The sequence below is a fragment of the Streptomyces sp. SudanB5_2050 genome (assembly GCF_964272335.1).
Classification (GTDB): Bacteria; Actinomycetota; Actinomycetes; order Streptomycetales; family Streptomycetaceae; genus Streptomyces; species Streptomyces rochei.
This window is the reverse complement of record NZ_OZ186760.1, coordinates 1,730,324-1,747,084: the sequence shown is the minus strand read 5'-3', so window position 1 is coordinate 1,747,084 and position 16,761 is coordinate 1,730,324. Positions and strand designations below refer to the sequence as shown.

General features: G+C 70.6%; 16 protein-coding genes and 1 pseudogene. 16 read left to right on the top strand and 1 reads right to left on the bottom strand.

Annotated elements, in window-relative coordinates; translation table 11 throughout:
- Nucleotides 1-48 precede the first annotated feature (48 nt).
- The 5 genes and pseudogenes from dop (at nt 49) to prcA (ending at nt 3,948) form a co-directional block, all read left to right on the top strand.
- Complete coding sequence (dop, locus tag ACFZP7_RS07750) at nt 49-1,560, top strand: depupylase/deamidase Dop (protein WP_175437946.1); 1,512 nt, start codon at nt 49-51, stop codon at nt 1,558-1,560.
- A 177-nt stretch (nt 1,561-1,737) separates the two neighbouring features.
- The gene (locus ACFZP7_RS07745) at nt 1,738-1,956 is read left to right on the top strand and encodes a ubiquitin-like protein Pup (protein WP_019325229.1); all 219 of its coding nucleotides are present in this window, start codon (nt 1,738-1,740) and stop codon (nt 1,954-1,956) included.
- A gap of 169 nt (nt 1,957-2,125) precedes the next feature.
- Nucleotides 2,126-2,320: pseudogene (locus ACFZP7_RS07740) on the top strand (endonuclease VII domain-containing protein); the annotation flags it as partial.
- On the top strand, nt 2,272-3,117 hold the full coding sequence (gene prcB, locus ACFZP7_RS07735; protein WP_031016651.1) for a proteasome subunit beta: 846 nt from the start codon (nt 2,272-2,274) through the stop codon (nt 3,115-3,117). The pseudogene ACFZP7_RS07740 and the gene prcB, both read left to right, overlap by 49 nt.
- A 63-nt stretch (nt 3,118-3,180) precedes the next feature.
- Nucleotides 3,181-3,948 carry a proteasome subunit alpha gene (prcA, locus tag ACFZP7_RS07730; RefSeq protein ID WP_385634124.1) on the top strand — a complete coding sequence of 256 codons (768 nt, stop codon included), beginning with the start codon at nt 3,181-3,183 and terminating at the stop codon, nt 3,946-3,948.
- Nucleotides 3,949-4,007: 59 nt separating this feature from the next.
- Here the strand turns inward: prcA and ACFZP7_RS07725 are convergent, their stop codons facing one another.
- Complete coding sequence (locus tag ACFZP7_RS07725) at nt 4,008-5,024, bottom strand: LacI family DNA-binding transcriptional regulator (protein WP_385634123.1); 1,017 nt, start codon at nt 5,022-5,024, stop codon at nt 4,008-4,010.
- A gap of 105 nt (nt 5,025-5,129) precedes the next feature.
- On the opposite strand from ACFZP7_RS07725, the gene ACFZP7_RS07720 reads away from it, so the two are divergent.
- The 11 genes from ACFZP7_RS07720 (at nt 5,130) to ACFZP7_RS07670 (ending at nt 16,499) form a co-directional block, all read left to right on the top strand.
- The gene (locus ACFZP7_RS07720; protein ID WP_029393204.1) at nt 5,130-6,389 is read left to right on the top strand and encodes an MFS transporter; all 1,260 of its coding nucleotides are present in this window, start codon (nt 5,130-5,132) and stop codon (nt 6,387-6,389) included.
- A gap of 9 nt (nt 6,390-6,398) precedes the next feature.
- Nucleotides 6,399-7,760, top strand: coding sequence for a Pup--protein ligase (gene pafA / locus ACFZP7_RS07715; protein ID WP_019325224.1), 1,362 nt, complete (start codon nt 6,399-6,401; stop codon nt 7,758-7,760).
- Nucleotides 7,761-7,915: 155 nt separating this feature from the next.
- On the top strand, nt 7,916-8,917 hold the full coding sequence (locus ACFZP7_RS07710) for an FKBP-type peptidyl-prolyl cis-trans isomerase (protein ID WP_030978867.1): 1,002 nt from the start codon (nt 7,916-7,918) through the stop codon (nt 8,915-8,917).
- A gap of 60 nt (nt 8,918-8,977) precedes the next feature.
- Entirely contained in the window at nt 8,978-9,349 is a 372-nt protein-coding gene (locus ACFZP7_RS07705; protein ID WP_019325222.1) for an FKBP-type peptidyl-prolyl cis-trans isomerase, read from the top strand.
- 172 nt (nt 9,350-9,521) lie between these two features.
- Entirely contained in the window at nt 9,522-10,475 is a 954-nt protein-coding gene (locus ACFZP7_RS07700) for a YafY family protein (protein WP_127432599.1), read from the top strand.
- An 18-nt stretch (nt 10,476-10,493) separates the two neighbouring features.
- Nucleotides 10,494-11,546: a helix-turn-helix transcriptional regulator gene (locus ACFZP7_RS07695; protein WP_385634122.1), complete on the top strand. Its 1,053-nt coding sequence runs from the start codon at nt 10,494-10,496 to the stop codon at nt 11,544-11,546.
- A 32-nt stretch (nt 11,547-11,578) separates the two neighbouring features.
- Nucleotides 11,579-11,839 carry a hypothetical protein gene (locus ACFZP7_RS07690; RefSeq protein WP_030870814.1) on the top strand — a complete coding sequence of 87 codons (261 nt, stop codon included), beginning with the start codon at nt 11,579-11,581 and terminating at the stop codon, nt 11,837-11,839.
- Between the two features lie 10 nt (nt 11,840-11,849).
- Nucleotides 11,850-12,044, top strand: coding sequence for a hypothetical protein (locus tag ACFZP7_RS07685; RefSeq protein ID WP_029393201.1), 195 nt, complete (start codon nt 11,850-11,852; stop codon nt 12,042-12,044).
- A gap of 226 nt (nt 12,045-12,270) precedes the next feature.
- Nucleotides 12,271-12,558: a Sec-independent protein translocase subunit TatA gene (gene tatA / locus ACFZP7_RS07680; RefSeq protein WP_019325217.1), complete on the top strand. Its 288-nt coding sequence runs from the start codon at nt 12,271-12,273 to the stop codon at nt 12,556-12,558.
- A gap of 47 nt (nt 12,559-12,605) precedes the next feature.
- Nucleotides 12,606-13,556: a twin-arginine translocase subunit TatC gene (tatC, locus tag ACFZP7_RS07675; RefSeq protein WP_029393200.1), complete on the top strand. Its 951-nt coding sequence runs from the start codon at nt 12,606-12,608 to the stop codon at nt 13,554-13,556.
- A gap of 90 nt (nt 13,557-13,646) precedes the next feature.
- A complete protein-coding gene (locus ACFZP7_RS07670; RefSeq protein ID WP_078494835.1) occupies nt 13,647-16,499 on the top strand; it encodes an RNA helicase in 2,853 nt (950 codons plus the stop codon).
- Nucleotides 16,500-16,761 lie beyond the last annotated feature (262 nt).

The following is a 16,761-nucleotide window of genomic DNA, read 5'->3' as shown; positions in this document are numbered from 1 at the left end:
GTACTTGAGCGGCGCCCACCACGGGCACCGCCGGGCAAGGAGGGCCGCATGACCGTACGGCGAGTAATGGGCATCGAGACCGAGTACGGGATCTCCGTCCCCGGCCACCCCAACGCCAATGCCATGCTCACCTCGTCCCAGATCGTCAACGCCTACGCGGCGGCGATGCACCGGGCCCGCCGGGCCCGCTGGGACTTCGAGGAGGAGAATCCGCTGCGGGACGCGCGAGGCTTCGACCTCGCCCGGGAGGCCGCCGACTCCAGCCAGCTCACCGACGAGGACATCGGCCTCGCCAACGTCATCCTCACCAACGGAGCACGGCTCTACGTCGACCACGCCCACCCCGAGTACAGCGCCCCCGAGGTCACCAACCCCCGCGACGCCGTCCTCTGGGACAAGGCCGGCGAACGGATCATGGCCGAGGCCGCGGAACGGGCCGCCCAGCTGCCCGGCGCCCAGCCCATCCACCTCTACAAGAACAACACCGACAACAAGGGCGCCTCCTACGGCACGCACGAGAACTACCTGATGAAGCGGGAGACCGCCTTCTCGGACATCGTGCGCCACCTGACGCCCTTCTTCGTCTCCCGCCAGGTCTTCACCGGCGCCGGCCGCGTCGGCATCGGCCAGGACGGCCACGAACACGGCTTCCAGATCAGTCAGCGCGCCGACTACTTCGAGGTCGAGGTCGGCCTCGAGACCACGCTCAAGCGGCCCATCATCAACACCCGCGACGAGCCCCACGCCGACGCCGAGAAGTACCGGCGCCTCCACGTGATCATCGGCGACGCCAACCTGTCGGAGATCTCCACCTACCTGAAACTGGGCACGACCGCCCTGGTCCTCTCCATGATCGAGGACGGCTTCATCGCCGTCGACCTCGCCGTCGACCAGCCCGTACGCACCCTCCACCAGGTCTCCCACGACCCGTCCCTGAAGCGCCTGGTCACCCTCCGCAGCGGCCGCACGCTCACCGCGGTACAGCTCCAGATGGAGTACTACGAGCTGGCCCGCAAATACGTGGAGGAACGCTACGGCGCCGACGTCGACGACCAGACCAAGGACGTCCTCGGCCGCTGGGAGGACACCCTCAACCGGCTCGAGAACGACCCGATGAGCCTCGCCGGCGAACTCGACTGGGTCGCCAAACGGGAACTCATGGAGGGCTACCGGCGCCGCGACGACCTCGACTGGGACGCCGCCCGGCTGCACCTCGTCGACCTCCAGTACGCCGACGTACGGCCCGACAAGGGCCTCTACAACCGACTGGTGGAGCGGGGCCGCATCAAGCGGCTCCTGGACGAGACCGAGGTCGAGCGGGCCCGCACCAAGCCGCCGGAGGACACCCGCGCCTACTTCCGCGGACGCTGCCTGGAGCAGTACGCGGACGACGTCGCGGCGGCCTCCTGGGACTCGGTGATCTTCGATCTGCCGGGCCGGGACTCCCTCCAGCGGGTCCCAACCCTGGAACCGCTTCGCGGAACGCGTAATCACGTCAAGGAGCTGCTGGACCGCTGCCGCACCGCGGAAGACCTGGTCAGGGTCCTGACCGGCGGGTGAGCGCGCGGAACGGGTACACGAACGAGATCGTCGGACGGGGTGGAAACCCACCCCGTCCGGGAACCATCGAGATGGCCCCCGTTCGTTGGAGAAACGCGGGGCCGATGTCGGACCCGGCTTGTAGGGTCTGATCTTGACCGAGCAACTGTGTCGGGCGAACCGAGCGGGGTGAGGGTTATGGCGACCAAGGACACCGGCGGCGGGCAGCAGAAGGCCACCCGGTCCAACGAGGAGGTCGAGGAGCAGGCGCAGGACGCGCAGGCTTCCGAGGACCTCAAGGAACGCCAGGAGAAGCTGAACGACGACGTGGACTCCGTCCTGGACGAGATCGACGATGTCTTGGAAGAGAACGCCGAGGACTTCGTGCGTTCCTTCGTGCAAAAGGGCGGCCAGTAGGCCGCGTCCGCCTTCGCGACGAAGGACGACTGTGGGGGTCAGTAGGGGAGGGGCACGTGGAGAAGCGCTGCTCGCGGTGGGGAGAGGTCACACCGCGGGCGGCCTTCGCCGCCGACCGAGCCGCGTGACGACCCGCGGACCCGCTGCCGCGCTCGCGTGGCTCGGTCCCGCGGCCCCCGCCGCACATGTGGATCACTGCCACGGGACGGGTAGGGTCCGTGGCGTACTGTGCTTCAGCTGCAACGCAGCCCTGGGGCAGTTCAAGGATCGGCCCGATGCCATAAGGCGGGCTGCAGCTTACGTGGAAGGAATCGCGTGGAAGCCAACACTCGTAGCACCGGGCGTCTACCAGCTGCCTTCCTGACGCCTGGGTCCTCCTCCTTCATGGACTTCCTCGGTGAGCACCAGCCCGAGCTGCTCCCGGGCAACCGGCAGCTGCCGCCGGTGCAGGGCGTCGTCGAGGCGCCGCACGGGACGACGATCGTGGCGGTGACGTTCCCCGGAGGCGTGGTCCTCGCCGGTGACCGGCGGGCCACGATGGGCAACATGATCGCCCAGCGGGACATCGAGAAGGTCTTCCCGGCCGACGAGTACTCGGCGGTGGGCATCGCCGGCACGGCGGGTCTGGCCGTGGAGATGGTGAAGCTGTTCCAGCTGGAGCTGGAGCACTTCGAGAAGGTCGAGGGCGCCCAGCTGTCCCTGGAGGGCAAGGCGAACCGTCTGTCGACGATGATCCGTTCGAATCTGGGCATGGCGATGCAGGGGCTGGCCGTGGTGCCGCTGTTCGCCGGTTACGACGTGGACCGCGGCCGGGGTCGCATCTTCTCGTACGACGTGACGGGCGGGCGGTCGGAGGAGCAGAGCTACGCGGCCACCGGGTCGGGGTCGATCTTCGCCCGTGGCGCTATGAAGAAGCTCTACCGGGACGACCTGACCGAGGAGCAGGCCACGACGCTCGTGGTGCAGGCGCTGTACGACGCGGCGGACGACGACTCGGCGACCGGTGGTCCCGATGTCGCGCGCCGGATCTACCCGATCATCACTGTGATCACCGAGGACGGCTTCCGCCGGCTGAGTGAGGACGAGGCTTCGGGACTCGCCCGCTCGGTGCTGGAGCGGCGGCTGGAGCAGCCCGACGGCCCGCGGGCCGCGTTGCTGTAGCGGGCGCGGTCGGTCGTGTTGTCAGGTGGTTCAGTGACTTCTCCAGAAAGGGACGGATAACCGGTGTCGACGCCGTTCTATGTCTCACCCCAGCAGGCGATGGCGGACCGGGCGGAGTACGCCCGCAAGGGCATCGCCCGTGGCCGCAGCCTGGTCGTGCTGCAGTACGCCGACGGCATCGTGTTCGTCGGCGAGAACCCGTCCCGTGCGCTGCACAAGTTCAGCGAGATCTATGACCGGATCGGCTTCGCGGCCGCCGGTAAGTACAACGAGTACGAGAATCTGCGGATCGGCGGTGTGCGCTACGCCGACCTGCGGGGTTACACCTATGACCGGGACGATGTGACGGCTCGCGGTCTGGCCAACGTCTACGCGCAGACGCTGGGCACGATCTTCTCCAGTCAGGCCGAGAAGCCGTACGAGGTGGAGCTGGTCGTCGCCGAGGTCGGTGACACCGCCGACGGGGACCAGATCTACCGGCTGCCGCACGACGGTTCGATCGTGGACGAGCACGGTTCGGTCGCGGTCGGGGGCAACGCCGAGCAGATCAGCGGCTACCTGGATCAGCGGCACCGTGACGACATGACGCTGGCCGAGGCGCTGAAGCTGGCGGTGCAGGCGCTGTCGCGGGACACGAACGGCAGTGAGCGGGAGATTCCGGCGGAGCGGCTGGAGGTCGCGGTGCTGGACCGTACGCGGCCGCAGAAGCGGAAGTTCAAGCGGATCGTGGGCGCGCAGCTGTCGCGGCTGCTGGACTCGGGTGCCGGTACGGAAGATCTGTCGCTGCCGGACGAGGACGAGGACGAGGACGGCGGCAAGGCCGAGGAGTAGCGGGAGCCGCTGGGTGAGGGCTTCGAGCGGCGTCGGGTGCCAGGGGTGCCCGGCGCCGCTCAGTCGTGCGGTGGCGGTGCGGTGGAGCCTCGTACGACCAGGTGGACGGGGATGTCGCCTTCCTCGGGCGTCTGCCCCTCCATGACGGCGAGCAGGGCGCGCATGCCGCGTTCGCCGAAGAGTTCCGCGTCGAGGCGGACGGTCGTCAGTTCGGGGTCGATGGCGGTGGCGAGGCCGAGGTCGTCGAGGCCGGTGACGGAGAGGTCGTCGGGGACGCGGAGTCCGGCGCGCCGGGCGGCCTTGTAGGCGCCGACGGCCAGTTTGTCGTCGTCGCAGACGAGTGCGGTGGGCCGGGGGCCGGGGGCGGCGAGCGCGGTCTCGGTGGCGGCCAGGGCGCCGTCGACGGAGATGGGGGCGCGGGCGGTGCGCAGGGTGGTGCCGGGGGTGTCCGCCAGTCGTGCGGCCAGTGCGCGGGCGCGGATCTCGAAGGTCCAGGAGGGGACGTCGGCCGCGAGGTGCAGGAAGCGGCGGTGGCCGAGGGCGAGCAGGTGTTCGGCGACCTGGCGGATGCCGTCGGTGATGTCGAGGTTGACGGTCGCGGCGCCGAGGCTGCCTTCGGGGTCGCTGTCCAGCATGACCAGGGGGAGCTGGTCGCCGCGGATGGCGGTGAGGGCGTCGGCGGCCATGGAGGAGGCGATGACGCCGTCGAGGGCGGCCTGGGCGGAGGCGAAGGGGTCTCTGGCGGGGCCGACGCCTTCGGGGGAGGGGTAGAGGACCACTCCGAAGCCGTGCTGGGCGGCGACGCGTGCGGCGCCGGTGTAGACCTCCGCGAAGAACTCCGTGGTGAGGGCGGGGACGACCAGCAGGACGGTGCGGGTGCGGCCGAGGCGGAGGTTGCGGGCGGCGAGGTTGGGGCGGTAGCCGAGCCGGCGGGCGGCGTCGCGGACCCGTTGTGCGGTGGGTTCCGAGACCCGGCCGCGCCACTTGTCGCCGAGGACCAGGGAGACGGCGGCCTGGGAGACGCCGGCGGCCTGGGCGACGTCCCGGCTGGTGGGGCGGGTGCTGCCTCGTGCCACCGTTCGCCTGCGCTTTCGTCTGGACTCGTGAACAGGCGCCATGGTACGTATGACGGAGCACGTTATACGTAAAACTTGATGGGGTTCGTCGGGAAGGGGCTGGTCGTGGTCGCCGGGTACCTGGACATTCTTCGGGCGCGGCACGCCGTCCGGCTGCTGGTCGGCACGCTCGTGGGGCGGCTGCCCAACGCGACGGCCGCGATCGCGATCGTGCTGTTCGTGCGCGCGGAGGGCGGTTCGTACAGCCTCGCGGGCGCGCTCGCCGCGGTGTACGGCGTCGCCAACGCGGTGGGCCAGCCGGTGCTGGGGCGGCTGGTGGACCTGTACGGGCAGCCGCGGGTGCAGTTGCCGGCCGCGGTGCTGTCGGCGCTGGCCATGGGCGTCTTCGCCCTCGCCGGGACCGATCCGGTGGCCGTGGCGTACCTCTCGGTGGGGGCCGCCGGCCTGTTCACGCCGCCGCTGGAGGGCGGCCTGCGGGCGCTGTGGCCCAGTGTGCTCCGCGAGGAGGACCAGGTGCACACGGCGTACGCGATGGACGCGGTGGCCCAGGAGGTCATGTTCACGGTCGGGCCGCTGCTGGTGACGGTGTGCGTGTCGCTGTGGTCGCCGCAGGCGGCGCTGCTGGTGCTGAACGCGGTGGGTGTCCTCGGGGCGCTGTCCGTGGTGGTGTCGCCGCCTTCGCGGGCGTGGCGGTCGGCGCCGCGGGAGGCGCACTGGCTGGGTGCTCTGCGGGCGCCGGGGCTGCTGGCGCTGCTGGGGGCCTTCCTGTTCATCGGGATGGCGCTCGGCTCCATCACCGTGGCGGCGGTGCCGTACGCGGACGAGCACGGTGGTGACGCCGTCTACGGCTGGCTGATGGCCGCTCTGGGGCTGGGCGCGCTGGTGGGCGGGGTCGTGTACGGGGCGCGGCGGTGGACCGGCGATCCGGCGCGGCGGCTGCGGCTGCTGGTGGCGCTTCTGGCGGTGTGCTACCTGCCGTTGACGCTGACGCCGGGGGTGGTGGCGATGGTGGCGCTCACCGTGGTCGCGGGGGTCTTCCTCGCGCCGTGCATCGCCTGTGCGTTCGTCCTCGTCGATCTGCACGCGCCGCGGGGGACGGTGACGGAGGCGTTCTCGTGGCTGGTGACGACCTTCACGGTGGGGGCCTCGGTGGGGACGGGCGTGGCGGGGCCGGTGGTGGAGCACGGCGGGGTGCTGTGGGGGTTCGCCGTGCCGGGCGCGGCGGGCGTCGTCTCCCTGCTCGTCCTGGCCGGTACCGGGCGGGTCCTCGCAGCTCCCGTGCGGGGGGCGGTGGTTGCGGCTTCATCGGAAAATGATCCGAACCGTGCCGTCGAACCCCGTTTCAGTTCGGGTCATCAGGCGTAATGTTCAGTCATGGACCGCCGCATTTTCGGGCTGGAGAACGAGTACGGCGTCACGTGCACGTTCAGGGGACAGCGCCGCCTGTCGCCTGACGAGGTGGCGCGGTACCTCTTCCGCCGTGTCGTGTCATGGGGCCGCAGCAGCAATGTCTTTCTGCGCAACGGGGCCCGCCTCTATCTCGACGTGGGATCGCATCCGGAATACGCCACACCCGAATGCGACAACGTGATCGAACTCGTCACCCACGACAAGGCGGGCGAGCGCATTCTCGAAGGACTCCTGGTGGACGCCGAACGACGCCTGCACGAGGAGGGAATCGCGGGCGACGTCTACCTCTTCAAGAACAACACCGACTCCGCCGGCAACTCCTACGGCTGTCACGAGAATTACCTCGTGGCCCGGCACGGGGAGTTCTCGCGGCTCGCGGACATCCTCATCCCGTTCCTGGTGACCAGGCAGCTGCTGTGCGGCGCGGGCAAGGTGCTGCAGACGCCGCGGGGTGCCGTGTACTGCGTCAGTCAGCGGGCCGAGCACATCTGGGAGGGGGTCTCCTCGGCGACCACCCGCTCGCGGCCCATCATCAACACGCGTGACGAGCCGCACGCGGACGCGGAGCGCTACCGGCGCCTGCACGTCATCGTGGGCGACTCGAACATGTCCGAGACGACCATGCTGCTGAAGGTCGGCGCCACCGATCTGGTGCTGCGCATGATCGAGGCGGGCACGGTGATGCGCGACCTGACCCTGGAGAACCCGATCCGGGCGATCCGCGAGGTCAGCCACGACATCACCGGTCGGCGGAAGGTGCGGCTGGCCAGCGGACGCGAGGCGTCCGCCCTGGAGGTGCAGCGGGAGTACTACGAGAAGGCGGTGGACTTCTGCGAGCGCCGCGGCATCCGCACCGGCACGGTGGAGCGGGTGCTGGAGCTGTGGGGCCGCACGCTGGAGGCGATCGAGAACGAGGACCTCGACCGCATCGACACCGAGATCGACTGGGTCATGAAGTACAAGCTCCTGGAGCGGTACCGGGCCAAGCACAACATGACCATGTCGCACCCGAGGGTCGCGCAGATAGACCTCGCCTACCACGACATCCACCGTCGTCGTGGTCTCTACTACCTGCTGGAGAAGAAGGGCCAGGCCGCCCGGGTCGCCAACGACCTGAAGATCTTCGAGGGCAAGTCCGTGCCGCCGCAGACCACCCGGGCGCGGCTGCGCGGCGACTTCATCCGGCGTGCGCAGGAGCAGCGGCGGGACTTCACCGTCGACTGGGTCCACCTCAAGCTCAACGACCAGGCGCAGCGCACCGTGTTGTGCAAGGACCCGTTCCGTTCGGTGGACGACCGGGTGGAGAAGCTGATCGCCGGGATGTGACCCCGGCACACGAGTGAGTCGGACGTTTCCCGGTGGAAAGGGCGGAACGTCACAGGGGCACCGTACGTTAGCCGTACGGTGCCCTTCTCACGCCGTAGAGTTGCGCGCACGCTCCTGACATGAACACCGACCGACACCGATACGAGGCCCCCACCGTGCGCCGACGCTCACTCCTCATCGCCGTACCCGCCGGACTGGTCACCCTCGCCGCCTGCGGCGACGAAGACTCCGGCTCGAGCAGCGCCGGCGACAGCGCGACGCCGGAGGCGTCGGCCACCTCGGCGGCCCCGTCGCCGAAGATCGTGGACGGGCCGCTGCCCGCGATCACGGCCGGGACGAAGTTCGACGAGAAGCCGACCGTCGCCAAGGGCAGCGGAGAGCCCTCCAAGGATCTCGCGGTGAAGACGGTCATCGCCGGCAGCGGCAGGACCGTCGCGGAGAACGACTTCGTCTCGGCGAACTACCTGGGCCAGGTCTGGGCGAGCGCGAAGGTCTTCGACAACTCCTACGACCGCGAGACCCCGCTGGTGATCCAGCTCGCCCAGGGCAGCATCATCGACGGCTGGCGGTACGCGCTCGCGGGCAAGAAGACGGGCAGCCGCGTCCAGTTCTCCGTCCCGCCCACCTGGGGGTACGGCGAGCAGGGCAATGAGCAGGCGGGTATCAAGGGCGACGACACGCTGGTCTTCGTCGTGGACGTGCGGGACACGTTCAACGCCAAGAGCTCGGCCCAGGGGAAGAAGGTCCCCCAGGACGACGCGGCGCTGCCGAAGGTCGGTACCGGCACGGACGGCAAGGCCCCCTCCATCGAGGTGCCGAAGGCCGACGCGCCGAAGAAGCTGGTCGCCGAGTACGTGCTGGAGGGCGACGGCGCGGAGGTGGGCGCCGAGGACAGCGTGCTCGTGCAGTACAAGGGCGTGACCTGGGACGGCGGCAAGGAGTTCGACTCGACGTACGGCAGGAAGCAGCTGACGTCGTTCTCGTTGCAGCAGGTCGTCAAGGGGTGGGCGCAGGGTCTGACCGGCAAGAAGGTCGGCAGCCGGGTCCTCATCGTCATCCCGCCGGACCTGGGCTACGGCGACAACCCGCCGCAGGGCAGCGGTATCGAGAAGGACTCCACGCTGGTGTTCTCGGTGGACATCCTCGCGAAGATGTGACGTCCCGGAGATGTAAGACTTGGGCCGTTGCCTTTCCGCAGACAAGCAGGAGCTGAACACGTGAGCATCGACAAGCCCGAGGTCGACTTCCCGGGCGGCGAGCCCCCGGCGGACCTCGAGATCAAGGACATCTGGGAGGGTGACGGCCCGGTTGCCGAGGCCGGTCAGACCGTGACCGTCCACTACGTGGGCGTGGCCTTCAGCACGGGCGAGGAGTTCGACGCCAGCTGGAACCGCGGTACGCCGTTCCGCTTCCCGCTCGGCGGCGGCCGCGTCATCGCGGGCTGGGACAAGGGCGTGCAGGGCATGAAGGTCGGCGGCCGTCGCCAGCTGACCATCCCCGCGCACCTGGCCTACGGCAACCAGAGCCCGACCCCGGCGATCAAGCCCGGCGAGACGCTGATCTTCGTGGTCGACCTTCTCGGAGTCTGAGCGGGGCCCGCACCCGATCGACGTCCGAAGTCCGATCACACTCCGAGCGGAGAGTGATCAGACCCGGTCACCTGGGGTCCATGCCCGTCCGGGCATGGACCCTCGGCTTTTGCCCCGCCACCGCGGGGCGGTACGGTCATCCGTCGTAAGCACCATAGGGAGAAGGGCGTCGATGGCCATTGCCAAGGCCGAGCGGCTGATGAACCTGGCGCTGTGTCTGCTCGGGACGCGGCGGCCGCTCAGCAAGCGTGAGCTGCGCCAGTCCATCGAGGCCTACCTGGAGGCGGGCTCCGACGACTCCTTCAACCGCATGTTCGAGCGGGACAAGGACGACCTGAGGGAACTCGGGCTCGTCATCGAGACGGTCGAGAGCCTGGACGGCGAGGTGGGCTATCTCGCCCGCCGTGACAGCAACCGGCTGCCGCCGATCACCCTGGACGCCGAGGAGGCAGCCGCGCTGGGGCTCGCCGCCAAGGTGTGGCAGCAGGCCCGGCTCGCCGGTGCCGCCAGCGGCGCGCTGCAGAAGCTGCGCGCGGCCGGGCTGCCCGAGGAGGTCGACCCGTACGAGCCGCACAGCGCGCTGGAGCCCCGCATCCCGGTGCACGAGGCGGCCTTCGAGCCGCTGATGCTGGCCTGCCGCGACCGCCGGCCGGTCGTCTTCGACTACCGCAAGGCGAACGCCGCGCAGCCCGAGGCCCGGCATGTGGAGCCCTGGGCGCTGGAGTGCTGGCGCGGCCACTGGTACCTGGCCGGGTTCGACCGCGACCGTGGTGCGGAGCGGGTCTTCCGGCTGTCGCGGATCACCGGCAAGGTGCGTTCGCGCGGGGCGCGGTTCACCGCCCCCGTGCCCGACGTGGTCACCGTCCGTGAGACGGTCGCGAGCTGGGCGGGGGAGACCGCCGACCGCTCCGCGCTGATCCGCCTGCGTACGGGCGCGGGTTACCCCCTCCGGGCGAAGGCCACCGCCGTGCGGGAACTCGGCGACGGCTGGGACGAGTTGGAGATTCCGTACGGGCACGGGCTGGACGCCTGGCTGGTGGAGTTCGGGCCGGACGTGGTGGTGCTGGAGCCGGCGGAGTTGCGCGCGGACGTGGTGGACCGGCTGCGTGCCGTGGCCAAGGGCTGAGGGGGAGCGGACAACACAGTGGCAGGCAAACCGGTCAGGCCCGTGAACGCCATCGACCAGACCCGGCGGATGCTGTCCTTGGTGACGTATCTGCGCGAGCGCCCCGGCGCCCGGGTCGAGGACGTGGCGCGCGCCTTCGGCATCACCGAGGACGAGCTGGTCTCCGACCTCGACGTGCTGCCCATGTGCGGCACCAGCTTCCGCGGCGGCGACCTCCTTGACATCGACACCGACGGCGAGCGCATCTGGTGGCACAACCCGGCCGCCCTGGGCGCGGACGCCGCCGAGCCGCTGCGGCTGGCCGCCGACGAGGCGACCGCGCTGCTGGTGGCCGCCCGCGCCGTCGCGACCCTGCCCGGGCTGCGCGAGAGCGACCGGCAGGCGCTGCTGCGGGCCACCGCCAAGGTGGAGACCGCGGCGGGCGAAGCCGCGGGAGCCAGTGCGCGCCTGTCCGTCACCTTCGAGTCCGAGGGCGGTGTCTTCGCCGACGTCGACCGGGCGATCTCGGAGCGCCGCCGGCTGTGGATCCGCTACTACTCGCCGGCCCGCGACGAGGTCACCGAGCGCGAGATCGACCCCATCCGCCTGGTCAGCGTCGGGCACACCTATGTGGAGGCATGGTGCCGCCGCTCCGAGGCCCGGCGCACCTTCCGGCTGGACCGGGTCGCCGAGATCCGCATCCTGGACGAGCCGTCGGCGCCGCCCGAGGTGGAGCTGCGGGACCTGTCGGAGGGGCTGGTGCAGCCCGCCGCCGAGGACCCCGAGGTCGTCGTCGAGGTCGGTCCCGGCGGACGCTGGGTCGCCGAGTACTACCCGCACGACAGCGCCGACGAACTCCCCGACGGCGGCCTGCGCATCAGCCTGCGCACCCCCGACCCGGCGTCCCTGCGGCGGCTGGCGCTGCGGCTGGGGCGCGACGGCCGGATCGTGTCCCCGCCCGAGCTGGCCGACAGCGCCCGCCGCGCGGCCCGCGAGGCCCTGGCGGCGTACGACGGGGTCGAGGCGGCCGGGACACCGCGCGGGCCGGGCGAGTCCGAGCGCGCGCACGACAGGCAGGAGCGAGGACTGTGAGCGAGTCCGGGGCGCCGGGTGCGCCGGGCGGCATGACGGCGGCGGTCGCGTTCGCCGGCATGAGACGTGTCTCACCGGTCGTCTTCAAGGCCGGCTGCCCGGACTGCCGCGGCCGCTTCGAACTCGCCGCGAGCGCCCTGCGCCTGGCCATCGGCGCCACGAGCCGCACCACCTTCTACTCCTTCACCTGCCCCGAATGCGGTTCCGCCGTCCGCAAACCGGCGGGGGAGCGGGTCGTGGAGCTGCTCACCGGCGGCGGGGTCAGGACGCTCCGGCTGCACTCCACCGTCTAGGCTCGGCGTCATGTTCTGGCCGATGTTCGCGGTTGCCGTGGGTTTCCTGGGTCTCGCCGTCCTCGCGGTGCTCGCCGTGAAGGTGTTCGTGGAGGCCCAGCGCCTGGGACGGCAGGTGACGGAGTCGGCCCGCCGGATCAACCGGGCCGCGGAGGACCTGGAACGCGCGACCGAGAGCGCCGCCCGCGCCGTGGACGCGCTCTGAGTTGCGATTTGGGGCACTTCGCCCTGTCACCTCGCAGGTCCCTGAAGGTACGCTGCTGGTCGCGGTCCGGAAAACGAGGCCCGGCCGCGGACGGGAGTACGCACGGGGATTGCCTCACGTTTACCCCCGAGCGTTACGATCGCTGCACAAGACGATCGATCGGACGCATGTCCGACCGGTCGGACAGCACCCCCACCCAGCCGCCTCGGTGAGAAGGTAAAGACTTATGTTCGGAAGGCTCGGCGCCCCCGAGATCATTCTCATCCTCGTCGTCATCATCCTGCTGTTCGGCGCGAAGAAGCTTCCGGACATGGCGCGGTCGCTCGGCAAGTCCGCCCGCATCCTCAAGAGCGAGGCCAAGGCGATGAAGAACGAGAGCAAGACCGACGACTCCGCCCCCGCCGACCCGCCGAGCCCCGAGCAGGCCGCGGCGCAGCGCACCATCCAGGCCGCCCCCGGCGACGTGACCAGCTCCCGGCCGGTCACCGAGCCGACGGACACGACCAAGCGCTGACGCAGGGCCGGTGACCTCCGGCCCGCCGCACGAGATGGGAACGTGGGTTGCTGAAGTCTGCCCGCAACAAGGAGAGGGACCCCGAGGGGCGGATGCCCCTCGCGGAGCACCTTCGTGAGCTCCGCAACCGGCTCGCGAAGGCGCTGCTGGCCATCGTCGTGGTCACGGTCGCGGCCGCCTTCTTCTACCAGGAGATCATCAACGTCCTCACCGAGCCGATCCTCGAGTCGGTCGGCTGTGACAAGTCGTTCGCGGAGCTGGCCCGGGCCGAGTCCGGCGCGGAGCCCTGCGCGCAGATCACCCTCAACGGTCTGCTCGGCCCCTTCACCCTGGCCCTGAAGGTGTCCCTGACGGCCGGCATCGTGCTGGCCTCCCCGGTCTGGCTGTACCAGCTGTGGGCGTTCGTCGCCCCGGGCCTGCACAAGAGCGAGAAGAAGTACGCCTACGCGTTCGTCGCGACCGGTGCGCCGCTCTTCCTCGTCGGTGCCTACTTCGCCTACGCGGTGCTGCCCACCTCGGCGAAGGTGCTGATCGAGTTCACGCCGAGCAACGTCGACAACCTGCTGCCGCTGGACGAGCTGCTCGACCTCGTCACCCGCATGGTGATCGTCTTCGGCCTCTCCTTCGAGCTTCCCCTGCTGCTGGTCATGCTCAACCTCACCGGAGTGCTGACCGGCAAGCGGATGCTCGGCTGGTGGCGCGCCATGATCATGGGCATCACGCTCTTCGCGGCCATCGCCACGCCGAGCACCGACCCCCTGACGATGATCATGCTGGCGGGGCCGATCTGGGTGCTGTACTTCGCCGCGGTCACCATCTCCCTGCTGAACGACCGCCGCAGGGCCCGTCGCGAGGCCCTGGAGCCCGACGACGACGAGGCGTCCGAGCTGGACCTCACGCCCGAGGACATCGGCGAGATCGAGCCCGTGACCACCGCCCGCGCCCTGCCCGAGCAGGCCACGAAGGACCGGGTCAACGGCTACGACGACGTGACCTGAGGCACACCGGGGCGGTGACGGCGCGCGTCGCCGCCCCCGGCAAGGGCCTCACGGAGCCTCGGCGCGGGCCCCGCGGAGCCGATCGCGATAATGATCGTCCTGTTGTCAGTGCGGCCCGGTACGCTCGAAAGCACGATGACAGAGGATCTCTCTCCGGCCGAGCGGTATGCGGCAGCGCGGCGGCGCGCTGCCGAGCAGGCCACCGCACTCGCCTCTTTCCGCGAGATGTACGACTTCGGCCTCGACCCCTTCCAGATCGAGGCCTGCCAGGCGCTCGAGGCCGGCAAGGGCGTGCTGGTGGCCGCGCCCACCGGCTCCGGCAAGACGATCGTCGGCGAGTTCGCCGTCCACCTCGCCCTCCAGCAGGGCAAGAAGTGCTTCTACACGACACCCATCAAGGCCCTGTCGAACCAGAAGTACGCCGACCTGTGCCGCCGCTACGGCGCGGACCGGGTGGGCCTGCTCACCGGCGACAACAGCGTGAACTCCGACGCCCCGGTGGTCGTGATGACCACCGAGGTCCTGCGGAACATGCTGTACGCGGGCTCGCAGACCCTCCTCGGCCTCGGATACGTGGTCATGGACGAGGTGCACTACCTCTCCGACCGGTTCCGCGGAGCCGTCTGGGAAGAGGTGATCATCCACCTCCCCGAGTCCGTGACCCTGGTGTCGCTCTCGGCCACCGTGTCCAACGCGGAGGAGTTCGGCGACTGGCTGGACACCGTGCGCGGCGACACCCAGGTGATCGTCTCCGAGCACCGGCCCGTGCCGCTGTTCCAGCACGTGCTGGCCGGGCGCCGGATGTACGACCTGTTCGAGGAGGGCGAGGGCCACAAGAAGGCCGTCAACCCGGACCTCACACGCATGGCCCGTCTGGAGGCCAGCCGCCCGTCGTACCAGGACCGGCGGCGCGGCCGGCACATGCGTGAGGCGGACCGGGAGCGGGAGCGCCGGCAGCGCTCGCGCATGTGGACGCCCGGCCGCCCCGAGGTCATAGAGCGGCTCGACGCCGAGGGCCTGCTGCCCGCGATCACCTTCATCTTCAGCCGGGCCGCCTGCGAGTCCGCGGTCCAGCAGTGCCTGTACGCGGGACTGCGGCTCAACGACGAGGAGGCGCGGCACAAGGTGCGCGCCCTGGTCGAGGAGCGCACCGCCTCCATCCCCGCCGAGGATTTGCACGTCCTGGGCTACTACGAGTGGCTGGAGGGCCTGGAGCGGGGCATCGCCGCCCACCACGCGGGCATGCTGCCGACCTTCAAGGAGGTCGTCGAGGAGCTGTTCGTCCGCGGACTGGTCAAGGCCGTGTTCGCCACCGAGACCCTCGCCCTCGGCATCAACATGCCCGCCCGCTCGGTCGTGCTGGAGAAGCTCGTCAAGTGGAACGGGGAGCAGCACGCCGACATCACCCCGGGCGAGTACACGCAGCTCACCGGCCGAGCGGGACGGCGCGGCATCGACGTGGAGGGCCACGCCGTAGTGCTGTGGCAGCGGGGCATGAACCCCGAGCACCTCGCGGGCCTGGCCGGCACCCGCACCTACCCGCTGCGCTCCAGCTTCCGGCCGTCGTACAACATGGCGGTCAATCTGGTCGAGCAGTTCGGCCGGCACCGCTCGCGGGAGCTGCTGGAGACGTCCTTCGCGCAGTTCCAGGCGGACAAGTCGGTCGTCGGCATCTCCCGGCAGGTGCAGCGCAACGAGGAGGGGCTGGAGGGCTACAAGGCCTCCATGACCTGCCACCTCGGCGACTTCGAGGAGTACGCGCGACTGCGCCGCGAGCTGAAGGACCGGGAGACGGAGCTGGCCCGGCAGGGCGCCAACCAGCGGCGCGCCGAGGCCGCCGTGGCGCTGGAGAAGCTGAAGCCCGGCGACGTCATCCACGTGCCGACGGGCAAGTACGCGGGCCTCGCGCTGGTGCTGGACCCGGGTCTGCCGGCCGGGCGGTCCAACGGCCACCGGGGCTTCGAGCACCACGACGGGCCCCGCCCGCTGGTGCTGACCGCCGAGCGCCAGGTCAAGCGGCTGGCGTCGATGGACTTCCCGGTGCCGGTGGAGGCGCTGGACCGGATGCGCATCCCGAAGTCCTTCAACCCGCGCTCGCCCCAGTCCCGCCGCGACCTCGCCTCCGCGCTGCGGACCAAGGCCGGGCACATCCCGCCGGAGCGGGCCCGCAAGAAGCGCTCCCAGGCCGCCGACGACCGGGAGATCGCCCGGTTGCGCAAGGCGCTGCGCGCGCACCCCTGCCACGGCTGCGAGGACCGCGAGGACCACGCCCGCTGGGCCGAGCGGTACCACCGGCTGCTGCGCGACACCTCGCAGCTGGAGCGGCGCATCGAGGGCCGGACGAACACCATCGCCCGCACCTTCGACCGGATCGTGGCGCTGCTGACGGAGATGGACTACCTGCGCGGCGACGAGGTCACCGAGCACGGCAAGCGCCTCGCGCGGCTCTACGGGGAGCTGGACCTGCTCGCCAGCGAGTGCCTGCGCGAGGGGGTCTGGGAGGGGCTGTCCCCGGCCGAGCTGGCCGCCTGCGTCTCGGCGCTGGTGTACGAGTCGCGGGCCGCCGACGACGCGATGGCGCCGAAGGTGCCCTCGGGCAAGGCCAAGGCCGCGCTCGGCGAGACCGTCCGCATCTGGGGCCGGCTCGACGCCCTGGAGGAGGAGTTCCGGATCAGCCAGACCGAGGGCGTGGGGCAGCGCGAGCCCGACCTCGGCTTCGCCTGGGCCGCGTACATGTGGGCCTCCGGCAAGGGACTCGACGAGGTGCTGCGCGAGGCGGAGATGCCGGCCGGCGACTTCGTGCGCTGGTGCAAGCAGGTCATCGACGTCCTCGGCCAGATCGCGGCGGCCGCGCCCGGCGAGGGCTCGACGGTCCCGAAGAACGCGCGCAAGGCGGTCGAGGGGCTGCTGCGCGGGGTGGTCGCCTACTCGTCCGTGGGCTAGCGCCCGGCCCCCGTCGGCCACGCGCCGTCCCTACGACCTGATCCGAACGACAAGACCGAGGCCCGGCGGTTCCACCGCCGGGCCTCGGTGTGTCGGAGCGTGTCGGGGCGCAGGGCAAGGGCGAGGGCCTCGCCTCGCTTTCCCTCCTCACGGTGAGTGAGATCCGCACGCCCGCATGCGCTTACCAAGCGTGTTCGAATGGTGTCCGAGCGTGTAAATGTTCCGAGGGTACTCCAGTCCTCGCGCCCGTTTCAGGCGCTTG

Bases quoted from the DNA above. Each gene is read 5' to 3' on its own strand.
- ACFZP7_RS07670 (WP_078494835.1), top strand. From the start codon at position 13,647: ATGATCGTCCTGTTGTCAGTGCGGCCCGGTACGCTCGAAAGCACGATG.
- ACFZP7_RS07745 (WP_019325229.1), top strand. From the start codon at position 1,738: ATGGCGACCAAGGACACCGGCGGCGGGCAGCAGAAGGCCACCCGGTCC.
- tatA (WP_019325217.1), top strand. From the start codon at position 12,271: ATGTTCGGAAGGCTCGGCGCCCCCGAGATCATTCTCATCCTCGTCGTC.
- pafA (WP_019325224.1), top strand. From the start codon at position 6,399: ATGGACCGCCGCATTTTCGGGCTGGAGAACGAGTACGGCGTCACGTGC.
- ACFZP7_RS07700 (WP_127432599.1), top strand. From the start codon at position 9,522: ATGGCCATTGCCAAGGCCGAGCGGCTGATGAACCTGGCGCTGTGTCTG.
- dop (WP_175437946.1), top strand. From the start codon at position 49: ATGACCGTACGGCGAGTAATGGGCATCGAGACCGAGTACGGGATCTCC.
- ACFZP7_RS07685 (WP_029393201.1), top strand. From the start codon at position 11,850: ATGTTCTGGCCGATGTTCGCGGTTGCCGTGGGTTTCCTGGGTCTCGCC.
- ACFZP7_RS07690 (WP_030870814.1), top strand. From the start codon at position 11,579: ATGACGGCGGCGGTCGCGTTCGCCGGCATGAGACGTGTCTCACCGGTC.